Source organism: Paraburkholderia sp. BGA-UO-ETr-F12 (genome assembly GCF_059567945.1).
On record NZ_JCAQOZ010000028.1, the window covers coordinates 60,281 to 76,202 of the forward strand.

Annotated in this window: 11 protein-coding genes and 1 tRNA gene; 5 read left to right on the plus strand and 7 right to left on the minus strand. The window is 58.6% G+C overall.

Annotated features, from left to right (window positions below; genetic code table 11):
* The first annotated feature begins 163 nt into the window (after positions 1 to 163).
* Complete coding sequence (locus AC57B6_RS12595; RefSeq protein ID WP_496421448.1) at positions 164 to 2,842, plus strand: DNA topoisomerase III; 2,679 nt, start codon at positions 164 to 166, stop codon at positions 2,840 to 2,842.
* A 116-nt stretch (positions 2,843 to 2,958) separates the two neighbouring features.
* Here the strand turns inward: AC57B6_RS12595 and AC57B6_RS12600 are convergent, their stop codons facing one another.
* Genes AC57B6_RS12600 through AC57B6_RS12610 form a run of 3 tightly spaced genes read right to left on the minus strand, consistent with a single transcriptional unit; the run spans position 2,959 to position 6,270 of the window.
* Entirely contained in the window at positions 2,959 to 4,059 is a 1,101-nt protein-coding gene (locus tag AC57B6_RS12600) for a LysR family transcriptional regulator (protein WP_106352130.1), read from the minus strand.
* 35 nt (positions 4,060 to 4,094) lie between these two features.
* Positions 4,095 to 4,424 (minus strand): hypothetical protein, encoded by a 330-nt coding sequence (locus AC57B6_RS12605; protein WP_253045533.1) that lies wholly within the window; start codon positions 4,422 to 4,424, stop codon positions 4,095 to 4,097.
* Positions 4,402 to 6,270: a phosphoenolpyruvate carboxykinase (GTP) gene (locus tag AC57B6_RS12610; RefSeq protein ID WP_496421449.1), complete on the minus strand. Its 1,869-nt coding sequence runs from the start codon at positions 6,268 to 6,270 to the stop codon at positions 4,402 to 4,404. The genes AC57B6_RS12605 and AC57B6_RS12610 overlap by 23 nt, the downstream gene beginning before the upstream one ends.
* Before the next feature lie 389 nt (positions 6,271 to 6,659).
* Between AC57B6_RS12610 and AC57B6_RS12615 the strand changes: the two genes are divergently transcribed.
* Positions 6,660 to 7,673 (plus strand): D-2-hydroxyacid dehydrogenase family protein, encoded by a 1,014-nt coding sequence (locus AC57B6_RS12615; protein WP_028197699.1) that lies wholly within the window; start codon positions 6,660 to 6,662, stop codon positions 7,671 to 7,673.
* 34 nt (positions 7,674 to 7,707) lie between these two features.
* Here AC57B6_RS12615 and AC57B6_RS12620 read toward each other — a convergent pair whose 3' ends face one another.
* Both AC57B6_RS12620 and AC57B6_RS12625 read right to left on the minus strand, forming a co-directional pair.
* Positions 7,708 to 8,583 carry a patatin-like phospholipase family protein gene (locus AC57B6_RS12620; protein ID WP_252888623.1) on the minus strand — a complete coding sequence of 292 codons (876 nt, stop codon included), beginning with the start codon at positions 8,581 to 8,583 and terminating at the stop codon, positions 7,708 to 7,710.
* A 44-nt stretch (positions 8,584 to 8,627) separates the two neighbouring features.
* Positions 8,628 to 9,032, minus strand: coding sequence for a PaaI family thioesterase (locus AC57B6_RS12625; RefSeq protein ID WP_028197697.1), 405 nt, complete (start codon positions 9,030 to 9,032; stop codon positions 8,628 to 8,630).
* Positions 9,033 to 9,234: 202 nt separating this feature from the next.
* On the opposite strand from AC57B6_RS12625, the gene AC57B6_RS12630 reads away from it, so the two are divergent.
* The 3 genes from AC57B6_RS12630 (at position 9,235) to AC57B6_RS12640 (ending at position 13,884) form a co-directional block, all read left to right on the plus strand.
* Positions 9,235 to 9,310, plus strand: a tRNA-Lys gene (locus tag AC57B6_RS12630).
* A 1,033-nt stretch (positions 9,311 to 10,343) separates the two neighbouring features.
* Positions 10,344 to 13,175, plus strand: coding sequence for a pentapeptide repeat-containing protein (locus AC57B6_RS12635; protein WP_474632674.1), 2,832 nt, complete (start codon positions 10,344 to 10,346; stop codon positions 13,173 to 13,175).
* Positions 13,176 to 13,452: 277 nt separating this feature from the next.
* On the plus strand, positions 13,453 to 13,884 hold the full coding sequence (locus AC57B6_RS12640; protein WP_496421450.1) for an FAD-dependent oxidoreductase: 432 nt from the start codon (positions 13,453 to 13,455) through the stop codon (positions 13,882 to 13,884).
* Positions 13,885 to 13,897: 13 nt separating this feature from the next.
* Here AC57B6_RS12640 and AC57B6_RS12645 read toward each other — a convergent pair whose 3' ends face one another.
* Positions 13,898 to 14,692, minus strand: a complete 795-nt coding sequence (locus AC57B6_RS12645; RefSeq protein WP_028197693.1) for an ABC transporter substrate-binding protein — start codon at positions 14,690 to 14,692, stop codon at positions 13,898 to 13,900.
* Between the two features lie 25 nt (positions 14,693 to 14,717).
* Entirely contained in the window at positions 14,718 to 15,872 is a 1,155-nt protein-coding gene (locus AC57B6_RS12650) for a pyridoxal phosphate-dependent aminotransferase (protein WP_028197692.1), read from the minus strand.
* Between the last annotated feature and the right edge of the window lie 50 nt (positions 15,873 to 15,922).

The following is a 15,922-nucleotide window of genomic DNA, read 5'->3' on the forward strand; positions in this document are numbered from 1 at the left end:
GCGCAATTATCATGGCGCGCTTTTTATGGCACTTGACACGCCGCTCTCGCGCCGTGTGCTATAAAGCGGTCGTTATTGGGTCGCAAAGGTCGCAAACGAGGGTCGCGCTGGCAAAAGCGCACTCAAGGCCATCAACCCGGATCTACCAACCTCACATCGAGTCATGTCCAAAGCACTGATCATCGCCGAAAAGCCTTCCGTCGCGAACGACATCGCGCGCGCTTTGGGCGGTTTTACCAAGCATGACGAATACTACGAAAGCGACGAGTACGTCCTTTCCTCAGCAGTCGGCCACTTGCTGGAAATCGCCGCGCCCGAAGACTATGAAGTCAAACGCGGCAAGTGGAGCTTCGCCAATCTGCCCGTCATTCCGCCGCATTTCGATCTGAATCCGATCGCCAAGAGCGAGTCGCGCCTGAAGGTGCTGACCAAGCTGCTCAAGCGTAAAGATATCGATCGCCTGATCAACGCATGTGACGCGGGGCGCGAGGGCGAGCTGATTTTCCGCCTGATCGCGCAGCACGCAAAAGCCAAGCAGCCGGTGCAGCGCCTCTGGCTGCAATCCATGACGGCGGGCGCGATCCGCGACGGCTTTGCCCGTCTGCGCAGCGACGAAGAAATGCAGCCGCTCGCCGATGCGGCGCGCTGCCGCTCCGAAGCGGACTGGCTGGTCGGGATCAACGGCACGCGGGCCATGACCGCGTTCAACAGCAAGGGCGGTGGCTTCTTCCTGACCACGGTCGGGCGGGTGCAAACGCCGACGCTGTCGATCGTGGTCGAGCGCGAAGAAAAGATTCGCCGCTTCGTGCCGCGCGATTATTGGGAAGTGAAAGCGGAGTTCGTCTGCGCGGCCGGCTTCTACGAGGGGCGCTGGTTCGATCCGAAATTCAAGCGCGACGAGTTCGACCCCGAAAAGCGCGATTCGCGCCTGTGGGCGCTGCCCGCCGCCGAAACGATCGTCGCGGCCTGCCGCGGCCAGATTGGCACGGTGACGGAAGAATCGAAGCCGTCCACGCAACTGTCGCCGGCGCTCTTCGACCTGACCAGCTTGCAGCGGGAGGCCAACGGCCGCTTCGGCTTCTCTGCCAAGAACACGCTCGGTCTTGCCCAGGCGCTGTACGAAAAGCACAAGGTGCTGACCTATCCCCGGACCGACGCGCGCGCGTTGCCGGAAGACTATATGGATACGGTCAAGCAGACGCTCGGCATGCTCAAGGAGAGCAACAACTATCTGCCGTTTGCCAAGCAGGTGCTGGACAAGGGCTGGGTGAAGCCGAACAAGCGCATCTTCGACAACTCGAAGATCAGCGACCACTTCGCAATCATCCCCACGCTGCAGGCGCCGAAGAATCTGTCCGAACCGGAACAGAAGCTCTACGACCTGGTGGTGAAGCGCTTCCTGTCGGTATTCTTCCCGGCTGCCGAATTCCGTGTGACGACCCGGATCACGGAAGTGGTCGGCCATCACTTCAAGACTGAAGGCAAGGTGCTGGTTGAGCCGGGCTGGTTGCAGATCTACGGTCGCGAAATCGGCGGTGAAGACGCAAACCTGGTCCCGGTGCAGAAAGACGAGAAGGTCAAGACGGACAAGATCGCCGCCCAGCAACTGGTGACGAAACCACCCGCACGCTATAACGAAGCAACGCTGCTGTCGGCTATGGAAGGCGCGGGCAAGCTCGTTGAAGACGACGAATTGCGCGAAGCCATGGCGGCCAAGGGGCTCGGTACGCCGGCCACGCGCGCCGCCATTATCGAAGGGCTGCTCGGCGAAAAGTATCTGGTCCGCGAAGGCCGCGATCTGATCCCGACCGCCAAGGCTTTCCAGTTGATGACCCTGCTGCGCGGTCTCGGTGTGAAAGAACTGACTGCGCCGGAATTGACCGGCGAGTGGGAATACAAACTCTCGCAAATGGAGCGGGGCAACCTGCCGCGCGACGCGTTCATGCAGGAAATCGCCCGCATGACGCAGACCATCGTCAAGCGCGCGAAGGAATACGATTCGGACACGATCCCGGGCGATTATGCGACGTTGCAGACGCCGTGTCCGAATTGCGGCGGCCAGGTGAAGGAAAACTACCGGCGCTTCGCGTGCTCGAAATGCGAGTTCTCAATCTCCAAGATTCCGGGCGGTCGTCAGTTCGAAATTCCGGAAGTTGAAGAGCTTTTGCAGAACAAGACAATCGGACCGCTGTCGGGCTTCCGCAGCAAGATGGGCCGTCCGTTCTCCGCGATCTTGAAGCTCTCGCTCGACGACGAGATCAAGAACTACAAGCTCGAATTCGACTTCGGTCAGGATTCGAGTGGTGAGGACGGTGAACCGCCTGACTTCTCCGATCAACAGCCGGTCGGCGCATGTCCGAAGTGCAAAGGTCGCGTGTTCGAACACGGCATGAGCTATGTCTGCGAGAACTCGGTCGCCAATCCGAAGACTTGTGACTTCCGCTCGGGCAAGGTCATTCTGCAGCAGGAAATCGCCCGCGAGCAGATGGCTAAATTGCTCGAAGAAGGACGCACTGATCTGCTGACGAACTTCAAGTCGTCGCGTACCGGTCGTAACTTCAAGGCGTTTCTCGTCAAGCAGAACGACGGCAAGATCGGCTTCGAGTTCGAGAAGAAAGAGCCTTCGGCCAAAACGGCTGCGAAGACCGCAGCGGCCAAGGCAGCAGCGAAGGCGGCGCCCGAGTCGGACGACGAAGATGCATCGGTCGCAGTGAAGGCTGTGCCTGCCACCAAGAAGGTTGCGGCGAAGAAGGCGCCCGCCACCAAGGCCGCTGCTACGAAGACCGCAGCGGCCAAAAAAGCACCCGCGAAGAAAACGGCAGCCCGCAAAACCGGGTCGTAATTCTCGGGAGTGCGTGACCGGAAACACGCTCAGCTTCCGGTCAGCTCCCGAAATTGCCAGTAAAAAAGGCGCAGTCACTTCCGTGACTGCGCCTTTTTATTTGTCGGCCAAATAAGTTACAGCGGCGATATGGCGGTAGGCCGTGGACGATTCGTCGTCTTTGCCAACGTCTTCGGCATCGGCGACAGTTCGCTGTCCAGCAGCCGTGACAGCGGCTCAGCGCCATCGAACGCTTCCGGTGGCATGTGATCCACGGCATCGGGCGCGGTGGACGTGGCAGGCCTCTCAAGGCCGTCCTTGATCCACTGCTCGCCGAGCAGACTGTTCGGCGTCTGGCTGAAATGCTCGACCAGATGATCGATGAACGTACGCACCTTGGCCGGCAGGTGACGGCGGCTCGGATACGCGATGTTGATCTCGACCTGCGGCAAACGGTAATCGCCGAGCAAGCGCACGAGCCTGCCGCGCGTCATGTCGCGGCCAATCAGATAACTCGGCAAAATCGCGATGCCCATACCGAGCAACGCAAACTGCCGCAGCATTTCCGTGTTGTTCGCCACGATCACGTTAGACGGACGTACGCGCACTTCGCCTTCGGAACCCGTGAACACACGTTCGTCGCCCCAATATTCGGAGGGCAAGCTCAAACACGGATGCTCGAGCAGATGCTCAGGACGCGTCGGCGTGCCGTGCTTCTCCAGATAGGCGGGCGTTGCACACACCGTCATGCAACCCGTGGTCAAACGCCGCGTGACAATGCTTGCGCTGCGCATCTGCCGGGTGACCACCACGCCCACGTCGAAACCTTCTTCGACCAGATCGACCTGACGGTCGACCAGCGTGACATCGGGGATGACTTTCGGATAGCGCTCCGCGTATGTCTGCAACACGGGCGCAAGGTTATGTAACCCGAACACCACCGGCGCGACGATTCGCAACGTGCCGACGGGTTCGTGATTGCGCGCGACCACCATCTGCTCGACGTCTTCCAGTTCGTCGAGAATCTGACGGGCACGCTCGAGATAAACCTGGCCGGATTCGGTCAGGGACAAGCTGCGGGTTGTGCGATTAAGCAGCCGTGTACCAAGACGGCCTTCGAGATCGGCAACGTGACGGGTGGCAACTGCGTTGGAAATATCCATCGCGCTCGCAGCGCGGGCAAAACTGCCGAGATCCGCCACTTTGACGAAAACTCGCATCGACTGCAAATGATCCATGGGACAACTCCTGCCGTGTTACAGCTTCCTGACAATTAGTGAAAACCAGTGAAGCGAACTTGGAATTCTCCTACGACTCGCGAAATCGTGCAGAAGTTGCCCGTGAAAGGCGAAATATTGTCGATATTTGTGCCACTGTGCTCCCCGGCGTGGGGCATGAGCGGCGATTGTTCCAGCAATGGAAACAATCTGCTGCGCCGCAGCTTGCACTGTCTTTTTTGTTCGAACAGATGCAAAGGTTGGCCCGGCATTGCGAAATCAGAAGAAATGGGGATTCCCGCGCGATATGGCAAAGAAAAACCGCCCGAAGGCGGTTGATATGCGAAGTGAAGACTCACATAGTCACGCAGCGAGTTTTTCTTCAAACGCGCGTTTTGCCTCGGTCAAAGCAGGAGGCAGACCTTGCTGCAATGTATCAAAGAGTTCGGCATGCAGTTCAAGCTCGTCGCGCCAGGCCGCGTCGTCGACCGAGATCACTTGCTGGAATTGCTCGCGGCTGAACTCGAGGCCGCTCCAGTCGATGTCCTCATAATGCGGCGACACGCCGAACGCATGCTCCTGGCCCTGCGCCTTGCCCTCGATGCGCCCCACCATCCAGCTCAACACACGCATGTTCTCCCCAAAGCCCGGCCAGACGAACTTGCCGTCCGGACCCTTGCGGAACCAGTTGACGCAGAAGATCTTCGGCAGTTTGGCGTTAAGTTGCTCGAGACGCTCACCGGTTTTCAGCCAGTGTCCGAAGTAGTCGCTCATGTTGTAGCCGCAGAACGGCAGCATCGCGAACGGATCGCGGCGCACCACGCCTTGCTGCCCCGCCGCCGCCGCGGTGGTTTCCGAGCCCATGGTCGCCGCCATGTAGACGCCTTCAACCCAGTTGCGGGCTTCAGTGACGAGCGGCACGGTCGTCGAACGGCGGCCGCCAAAGATGAACGCGTCGATCGCAACGCCCGCCGGGTTCTCCCAGTCGGCATCGATCGACGGGCACTGCGAGGCCGGCGCCGTGAAGCGTGCGTTCGGGTGGGCGGCCTTGCGCCCACTTTCCTTCGCGCTCGCCGGCGTCCAGTCCTTGCCCTGCCAGTCGATCAGATGCGCGGGCGGCTCGTCGGTCATGCCTTCCCACCAGACGTCGCCGTCGTCCGTCAGCGCGACGTTCGTGAAGATGACGTTTTCCTTCAGCGTCGCCATCGCGTTGAAGTTGGTTTTCTCGCTCGTGCCCGGCGCAACGCCGAAATAGCCAGCCTCGGGATTGATCGCATACAGGCGGCCGTCCTTACCCGGCTTGATCCACGCAATGTCGTCGCCGATCGTGGAGATTTTCCAGCCGTTCAGGCCTTCCGGCGGGATCAGCATCGCGAAGTTGGTTTTGCCGCACGCCGACGGAAACGCCGCCGCGACGTGATGCTTGCGCCCTTCCGGCGACGTCACGCCGAGAATCAGCATGTGTTCGGCGAGCCAGCCTTCGGCGCGGCCCATGGTGGAGGCGATGCGCAGCGCGAAGCACTTCTTGCCGAGCAGCGCATTGCCGCCGTACCCCGAACCATAGCTCCAGATTTCGCGCGACTCGGGGAAATGAACGATGTATTTGGTCTTGTTGCACGGCCACGGCACGTCTTTCTCGCCCGCCGCGAGCGGCGCGCCGACGGAATGCACGCACGGCACGAACTCGCCTTCTTCGCCCAGCACGTCGTACACTTTGCGGCCCATACGCGTCATGATGCGCATGTTGGTCACCACGTACGGACTGTCGCTCAACTCGACACCAATGTGCGCGATCGGCGAACCGAGCGGGCCCATCGAAAACGGCACAACGTACATGGTGCGACCGCGCATGGCACCGTCGAACAGGCCGTCGAGCGTCGCGCGCATTTCGGCGGGTTCCATCCAGTTATTGGTGGGGCCGGCATCTTCACGACGCTGCGCGCAAATGAAGGTGCGGTCTTCGACACGCGCCACGTCCGACGGATCGGACCATGCGAGATAAGAATTGGGACGTTTGGCGGGATTGAGCTTCTTGAGGGTGCCGGCCTCGACCATCTGGGCGCAGAGGCGGTCGTATTCCTCCTGTGAACCGTCGCACCATACGATCCTATCGGGCCTGGTCATGGCGGCAACGCGCTGGACCCAGTCGATCAATTTTCGGTGCTTGACCCACGAGGGCGCCGCTGCGGACACCTCGACGTTGGGCTGTCCTTCGAATGAGGGATGATTCATCGACTTGTCTCCGTTTTGAAAGCAATAGAAAAACGGTACAAGCCCAGAGACGCTGCATGCGAGAGGCGTTCAATTCGTCGCGACGGCATTTCTACAAGCCGACGCGGTATTGTGCAGGTCATCGTGGGCCACACAGCCCGTTGCGCGGAGGCGCCGATACACCGTTTTGCCGACGGCTTGTCTGCAACCGTCTGTAAAGCGGCTTGCCTCAACACGCAACAAACTGTTAAAAACGATGTCAATCGGCCTTACCGTGGCGCTTCCGTTCTTCGCGGCAGCTTCTACAGTAAGGCATTCAGCCAGACCGGCATGTGACCTGGGTCACATGGTGGGACAGTCAGCATAACACTCCGTTCCGCACCGCTATGGTGCGTCGCAAGACACATACCATGAAGATTGCCATCCTCGACGATTACCAGGACGCCGTCCGCAAGCTCGATTGCTTTCAACTGCTGGCCGACCACGAGGTCAAAGTTTTCAACAACACGGTACGCGGTCTCGGTCAACTGGCGAGCCGTCTTTCCGAAGTCGACGCCCTCGTCCTGATTCGCGAACGCACCCGCATCAGCTCGCAATTACTCGACAAGTTGCCGCGTTTGCGCATGATCAGTCAGACCGGCAAGGTCTCGAGTCACATCGATCTGGCGGCCTGTACCGAGCGCGGCATCGCCGTGCTGGAAGGCAGCGGCTCGCCGATCGCGCCGGCCGAGTTGACCTGGGCACTCATCATGGCGGCTCAGCGACGGATTCCGCAATACGTAGCAAACCTTAAGCAAGGGGCCTGGCAGCAGTCCGGTTTGAAGACGTCGGCGCTGCCGCCGAACTTCGGTCTCGGCCAGGTATTGCGCGGCCAGACGCTGGGAATTTGGGGTTACGGCAAGATCGGCCGCCTGCTTGCCGGCTACGGCAAGGCGTTTGGCATGAACGTGCTGATCTGGGGGCGCGAGCATTCGCGCGAAGCAGCGCGCGCTGACGGATATAGCGTGGCCGAGAGCCGCGAAGCGCTGTTCGAGCAGAGCGACGTGTTGTCGTTGCATCTGCGTCTGCACGACGACACGCGCGGCATCGTCAAGCAGGAAGATCTGATGCGGATGAAGCCGACCGCATTGCTTGTAAACACCAGCCGCGCTGAATTGCTCGACGAAAACGCGCTGGTGAACGCGCTGTCGCACAACCGTCCGGGGATGGTCGCGATCGATGTCTACGAAAGCGAGCCGATTCTGCAGGGCTACAGCCTGCTGCGCATGGAAAATGTGATTTGCACGCCGCACATTGGCTACGTGGAACGCGAGAGCTACGAGTTGTATTTCACCGCGGCGTTCCAGAACATTCTGGCTTTCGACGCCGGCGATACGTCCAGCGTCGCGAATCCGGAAGCCTTGCAGGGCGGGCGGCGGCGTTAATCTTCGGCGCCGCGGCGCCGGTGCCCATCACGGCTCAGCGCGCTTCGTGCGCGCCGGCTTCCAGCAGATCGGGCATACGCTCGAGAAAGGTCTCACCATCGGTTCGGCCGAGGTTGTACGCGTGCACCATCTGCGACGGACTCGTGTAATCCCAACTCGAAATCGGCACCTTGCGCGACGGCTGCACATACAGCCGTTGCTGCACACCGTGCGGCACGACGAACATCTGCGGCCGCGGGTAAAGACGCGTGACCATGACCAGCACGTTACCGGGCGCTTCTGCGTCGAGCGCACCGACCGGCACATTGTCGACCATTCCGCCATCCAGCACCGGCCGGCCATTGCGTCGCAAAACCGGCGTGAACGGTGGCGTACTCGAGGATTGCAGAATCAGATCGGCGAGATCCTCGACTGTCGCGCAATCCTGCGCGCGCACGAATTCCGGATGAAAACCGAGCGTCTGACCTAGCGTCGGATGCAGCGTTTTCCGCACGTATTTCTCAATGTTGTACGCAATCAGGCCGGCGGCGACCGCGCTTCGCGCGCCGAGCCAGCGCGGCAGGTGCGATACGCCGATACGGATTTCGGGCGCGTCGGCAAGCGTGGAGAATTTGTCGCTGTAGATGTCCAGTAGTGCCTGCCGGTAGATCCGGTAATGCGGAAAAACCGATTCGCCGCGCAGCAGATTGCCCCAGTACGCGTTGCGCGTATTGTTGCGCAGCGCGCCTTCGTAATAGCGCATGACCCAGTCGGAATCGCGCGTGTAAAGCATGCACGCAGTAGCGGCGCCGGCCGAGATGCCGGTGATGACGCGCGGGCGGATAGCCAGTTCCGGCTGCACCACGTCCCAGAACCCCGCCTGCCACCAGCAGCGATTGCCGCCGCCGGCGAATACGACCTGATCGAACATCTTGGCTTTTTCCTCTAATACAGCTTGCAAACCCGTTTTGGGCCTCAGTCGAGCAGCGCGTAGGTGGTGGTGGCGTGGACGGCCATGTTGCCGGCTTCGTCGAATAACTCGACTTCACCGAACACAAGATTGCGGCCCATGCGCAGCACGCGCGCGGTAATCAGAACGTCACCGTTACGGACCGCACGCATGAAGCTGATGTTGAGCGACACCGTGCTCATCGGCTTGAAGCCGCCGAGCGCGGCCGAGATGGCGACGATCATTGCCGTGTCGGCGGCCGCCATGAATACTTGCCCGCAGATCACACCGCCCGAGTGGCGCAGGCCGCCGGAAAACGGCAGGCGCAAGGTCGCGCTTTCTTCGTCGACCTTGACCGGGGTCAGCGTGAGCGCACGGACCCAGGGCGCAAGGATGCGGTCCAGCAACTCGTTAATCTCTTTGTCATCCATGGCGGTCCCCCGGTCGAACGCCGCGCGAGGCTTCGAGCGGCAGGTATCCGCGACATGATACCGGGACGGTGATCCCTATGCCTTCAAGGCGCCTGACGACGACGAGCTCCGGATACGGGGCCCTCTGCTCCGGAATTTTTAAGAAATCTGCTAAAGGGGCTTGGCAATCTCGGAAAGTTTCGGCATAATTTCGCTTCTGTTGGGGGCGTTAGCTCAGTTGGTAGAGCAGCGGACTCTTAATCCGTAGGTCGAGTGTTCGAGTCACTCACGCCCCACCAAAGAAATCAAGCACTTAGCCCGGTCACTGCGACCGGGCTTTTTGTTTTCTGGCGTTCATGTAACCACCGTGTAACCCGATTTTGTCAACGCGAGCCAACAAGCGCCGTCCCGTGTCCGACGTCGCGTTTTGATAGCGCTAGCGCAATCCGACTTCCCCGCCAAAGGGGTTCATGAAACCGCCCGATTCGTCGCGCACCGCATAGCCACCTCACCTAATTCCTCGATAACGTTTCATGGCTCGATGCGGCCTCCGCTGACCATTTTTTGACACGAAAAGCGTCGCTCGCTGTGCAGCCCAGTCTGTTCGGCGCACCAGTATCGCTGGCCGCCTCGGCGATCGGAACGGATAACAGTAACGCTCTTGGCTTCTTGCTCTTGTGGGAGCTGCTGTAAGCGTCCTTGATTGTTACTCGGCGAAGCGTGGCGCGCCTAGTCGCGTGACGACTGTGTCGACTTCAATCCGCGCAAAGCGGCGGAAAGAATGTCAGAAAACCCTGAACCGACATCGACGTTTTAGCTATACAAATGACTTACGAGACCAAGGTATTGTCCGTAGTGGCCGGATTCATACTGGTGCTTTTACTGCGCACTTGCGCTCGTCGCGGCAGTGCCGTTGATCTTGAACAAAAATCAACGGTCATTGGATCGGCGCAATAGTCACACCAATCGTTACATCGATCGCAAGCGCACCGGGCGCCGCGATGCTCTGGCTCTTATAAGGGTTCTAGTGTGACGACGAAAATACTCTACGAGAAGCCGCGCTTTAACGATGGTCGCCACATATCCATCGAGCCGCCGGCAGCCCCGCAGTGTCGCTGACTGAGTGCCCGGATCGCTGGACCTTCATCACAGAGGACAATGTCTTGCAGCGGGTTCTGGCGCAGGTCGAAGTGGCCAACGATAACGTGCGACGCTGTTTCGGCGTCCTCGGCAGAAGAGAAGGACGATGCGCCGATGCGGTACCAAGAAGACAATGAGTCAACGCGAGGCGATACAATACTCTGATAAATCACAACTCCAAGGGACCAGAAAATGAAATCGGGGAAGCAAGATGACGTTGTCGCCACACCTCCTGACGCGACTTGGAAACGAATAAAAATCGACACTACACCACTGCTTAAAGCGGTAGGCAAAGGCGTTCTCCATGCGCTCTCTGGCAAGGTGACCGATGTACCGATAGATGTGGTTGACGCGCTGGGGGCGTTAAACATTGCACCAACGACGGACGAACGGGCATACAAGCTTATCGAGCGGTCACTGGCGCGTGGTAGCTATGATCTTGCTTTCGACGCGCTCAATTTTCTCGCAGATGGAAACGCGCAAAGTGCGGGCCAGCTTAACGCGGCTATCGAAGGAACATTCTCCGATATCACTGTCATTATAAACTCGGATTTTCTTCGAGCGCCCGACCGGTCAGACGTTGTCTCGAAATATATTCCCATCCTTTCGCAATGGCTGATTGATATAGGCGCAGCGCCTTATGCTGCCGAATCGATATCTTCGCGCTTTCCGTCCTATTTCGTTTACGCGCTACATAAGGAGTGGAAATCAAGAAGATCCGATTACGAAGCCATATTCGATGTCGTGAATGGACCGTTTCATGGAGCGCTTGAGCGGCTTTCTGAGTGGTCCGCCTACTTCTCGGAACTGCGACGTCGGATCGAAGAAAATGTTTTCAACGAACCGTTTGGATTGTCACAAATATATGTGCCTCTGCATGCGTACACCGTCGTAAAAGGCGATTCGGATGGCCACTCGCCAACTCTTGAAATTGGCGCCCGCCAGCCAAAAAAAGATGCGAAAGTTGCCGTAGATCTTGATGCTGAATTAACTCGATGGCTGGATAGCGCGGACAAAGACGACGCACTTCGCGTTATCAGTGGCGGGCCCGGGAGCGGAAAATCTTCATTCCTTCGAGTATTTTGCGCGAAGCTCGCCGAGAATGGAAAATACAAACCGCTATATATACCGCTCCACCTAATCGATCCCACGAAAGACGTGGCCGATGAGGTGAGTGCCTACCTTCGCGATGAAGGGACGTTTTCCTCGTCGCCCGTCGATCCTAAGGCCGCCGAGGAAAATCTATTGCTCGTTTTCGACGGGCTAGACGAACTGGCCAGCCAAGGAGCTGCTGCCCGGAATGTAGCGAAAGACTTCGTTGCCGCAGTCGAGCTTTTGCTTATGCGAAGAAATCAACGTGATCTCCGGCTAAGGGCATTGCTAAGCGGCCGCGAGCTTGTTGTGCAGGAAAATGAGACTTCGTTCAGAAAGCCTGGCGAGGTTTTAACTATCCTCCCATATTTCACAGCTCAACATGAAAGAAAGGACTTTCACGATCCGACGAAATTGCTGGATACAGATCTCCGGGCAATATGGTGGAGTAAGTATGCCACGCTAACAGGTCGCAATTTTGCGACGCTCCCTGAGGCGCTCAACAAGGACGAACTGGTCGAGATCACGTCTCAGCCGTTGTTAAGCTACCTGGTAGCTCTAAGTTTCAATAGAGGATCGGTCGATTTTTCCAAAGAGATCTCGCTTAATAATGTCTACGGGGATCTATTGTCGGCAGTTTATGAGCGCGGATACGAGAAGCACCGCCTTTATCGACCGATCGCGCAAATGCAAAAAGCAGATTTTTGTCGGATTTTAGAAGAAATTGGCTTGGCCGCATGGCAAAGCAGTGATGGCCGATCAACGTCCGTGGACGACATTCTGCGACATTGTGAACAGAGCGGCCTTGGCGGGCTGCTCGAAATCTTCCGAGAAGGTGCGGAATACGGCGTGACTCGCCTACTGGCGGCTTTTTTCTTTAGACAACATAATCGCTCAGCAGAAGGGCGTGCCGCATTTGTGTTCACGCACAAAAGCTTTGGCGAATATTTAACGGCGCTTCGGCTGCGTCGAGGTGTTGACCGAATCTGCATCCAACTCGATCGGAGGAAATCCGACCCCGATGACGGTTGGGATCTGGATGCAGCGCTGGAGCATTGGATCAGTTTAACGGGTCCATCTGCCTTGACTCCGTACATCTCAAAGTTTCTATCTAGCGAGTTTGCACTGCAGGACACGGACTTACGAAAAAGATGGCTGGAGAAAATGGCAACGCTACTTTCTCATGCAATAAACCGTGATCTTCCCATGAGCAAGCTGCGGGCCTTGACGTATCGCGAGCTTGCTGCTCAAGCCAGAAATGCGAAGGAGGCTTTATTGGTCACTACACATCTTTTGGCGATTACCTGCGAGACTATTGTTAGTCTCGACTTTGTCGCGAGTAATTCATTCGGAACATTCCTGCGCTCCGTTGTGCCCCAACGGACGGGGCCCAAGTCCGAGCTACCACTTCGTTCACTCGGCTGGATAGATTTTTCTAGGCAGACGCTTGATTTGGCCGATTTTTACGCGAGTAGCATTGGAAATGCACTGTTTCGCGGAGCAGCATTGAATCTGGCCACATTTGAACGTGCCGTGGGTCGAGAGGCAGATTTTAGAGACGTGACAGCCTATTCGTTTTCGGCAAGCGGAGGAATTTTTCCTTCGGCTGATTTTTCAAATGCTCAGCTTGAAAATGCCCGTTTTACGCACGCGCATCTCAGTCGGGCATCGTTCCGGAATGCAAAACTTCGGAACGCGGATTTTTCTGATGCCGACCTTACCGGGGCTGATTTTACGGGTGCCGAGGTTTCACGAGCCAATTTCAAGGGCGCGAAGTTGTCGAACGCGCGGCTCGACCACATCCAGTTCAAACAGAAGCCTGGATTTTCCGCTGCGGATCTAACGCGCGCGAGCTTTGAAGGGGTTGACATACAAGCGATTAACGTCAGACCGGAGCGTTTGATTTCGGTCGAAAAAAAGGATAACAAATAATAAACGATCGCTCTTTTCGCTTCGAGTGATTTTATCCCGGCTGATCCGGCCACTGCTTGATGCTCGCCGCGTCTTCGCGCACATGGAGAGCGCGCGTTGCACCTAAGGCGTTCGTAAAGTAAAGCCAGCTGCTACTGTTTCTCGCAGCAGCTAACGGCTTTCAGTTCGATTCGATGCTTCGAAATGGGCGGTCTTTGTCTGGCAGGAGTAAGGCTGGCATCCGAATCTGCGCGCGCTGATTCGCGCGTCGGATCCGTCCACCGCGTTCAGTGTCGATGTGCGCACGTCGGTTCCCGTCGACGCATGGCCGACCACCAATGTCACCGTGTTGGGCGACGCGGTCCATCTGATGACGCCGGGCCGCGGCGTGGGCGCGAACACCGCGCTGCGCGATGCCGCGCTGCTCGCCTCACGTCTGGCCGATGCGCAACAGGGCAAGCTGTCGGGACGCGCCGCGGTCGCGGGTTACGAGGAGGAGATGCGCCGCTACGGCTTCCACGCGGTCGCGGAATCGCGCAAGCAGTTCGACGCAAGCGGCGCACTGCATCGGCCGGTGGTCGGACGCATGGCGCTGAGCGCAATGCGCACCACCTTGCGCGTGGTGAACAATGTGCCGATGCTCAAGCGTCGCATGATCGACGCCGAGAATGAATTTCGCGGCGTCGATCGTCATAACCGCGGCGCGGCGGCAACCGCGCCCGGTCAGTAACGCGATCGAGCGGTTACTTCGCGCTCACGTCGATATTGCCGAGATATTTCGCTGCCAGCGTCTTCACCGTACCGTCGGCCTGGACTTTCGCAATCGCCGCGTTCAGTTGATCGCGCAGCGCGGTGTCGCCCTTGCGAATCCCGTAGGCAATACCGCTGCCGAGAATCTTGTCGTCGCGTACCGGTTGACCGACGAACGCGTAGTCCTTGCCGTCAGGTTTCGACAGAAAGCCTGTCTGTCCAGCCGGCGCGAGAACGAGCGTCGCATCGAGCCGGCCCGCCATGAGATCCGCGTACACCTGGTTCTGATCCTGGTACGGCACGACGATGACGCCGGCCGGCTCCCAATGCGTCTTCGCAAAGGTTTCCTGGATCGACGCCTGCAACACGCCTACGCGTTTGCCCTTCAACGACGCCGGCGTCGGCAGCAACCCGCTGTCGCGTTTCGCGATCAGTTGCGTCGGCACGCGATACACGACGGTGGTGAAATCGATCGCCTGACGGCGCTGCTCGGTCGCGTTCATCGCCGAATTGATCGCGTCGAACTTGCGTCCCTGCAGCGCGGGAATCAGACCGTCGAATGAGGTTTCGACCCATTTGCACGTCATATGCGCCGCGGCGCAAACAGCATTGCCGACGTCGATGTCGAGACCCTGCAGTTCACCGTTCGGCCCTTTCGATTCGAACGGCGGATATTGCGCCTCGAGTCCGAAACGCAGCGTCGAGGTGTCCGCGGCAAGAGCAGCCGGCGATGCGGCGATCGCAGTCAATACGCAGGCCAGCGCCAATAGAGGCTTAAGCACATTCATAGCAGGTCCCTTTTCTTTCGATAAATCAGATTTCACACAAGCGCCGGGCGCCTTCGATCAAGGTTGCATCATCTTTCGAGAAACTCAGCCGAATCAGGCCGGAATCCGTGCCGTCGGTATAAAACGCCGACAGCGGAATCGTCGCGACCCGCGCATCGCGAATCAGGCGCAGCACGAAATCGCTATCGCTTTCGTCGGAGAAGCCGCGAAAACGCGCCAGCATGAAGAAGCTGCCTTCGCTCGGCAACAACTCGAAGCGCGATTCACGCAGCGCATGGGCGAGCAGATCGCGCTTCTTCTGATAAAACGCGGACAGACCCAGGTAGCTATCGCGATTGGCCAGCGCATCGACGAACGCGTACTGCATCGGTGTATCGGCAGAAAACACCATGAACTGATGGACTTTGCGAATTTCGTCCATGAGTGCCGCCGGGGCAAGACAATAGCCGACACGCCAGCCCGTCACGTGATATGACTTGCCGAAAGACGACACGATCACGCTGCGTTCCGCGAGTTCGGCATCGCATGCCATGCTTTGATGTTTGGCGCCGTCGAACACCACGTGTTCGTAAACCTCGTCGGCCAGAATCACGATATCGGTATTGCGCGTCACCGCCTTCAGGCGCGCGATGTCGGCTTCGCTGAACACCGTCGCGGTGGGGTTGTGCGGGGTGTTGATGATAATCATGCGCGTTTTCGGCGTGATCGCGGCGGCCACCTCGTCCCAGTTCACCCGAAAATCGGTGAGCGACAGTTTGATCGCAATCGGCGTCGCGCCTTGCAGGCGAACGATCGGACCGTAGCTGTCGAATGAGGGTTCGAAGTAAATCACTTCGTCGCCGGGATGCACCAGCGCGCTGATCGTGGAATACAGGCCTTCGCTGGCGCTGGCGATCACGGTGACTTCGCTTGACGGGTCGTAGCGTACGCCGTACAGCGTCTCGACTTTGTCAGCGAGCGCTTCGCGCAACGCGGCGATGCCGGCCATCGGCGCGTACTGGTTATGACCGGCGCGCATGGCTTGCGCGACACCTTCGACCAATTTTGCGTCGGGCGCGAAATTCGGCGCGCCTTGCGACAGGTTCAGCGCATCGTGCTGTGCGGCCAGTTGGCCGATCACGGTAAAAATCGTCGTGCCTACGTCAGGCAGTTTCGAGCGGGCTTGCATGGCGCTCTGCATAAGGCGTTCTCCCTTTCTCCATCCGGTTTGATGGATTAGGCATCAGCCAA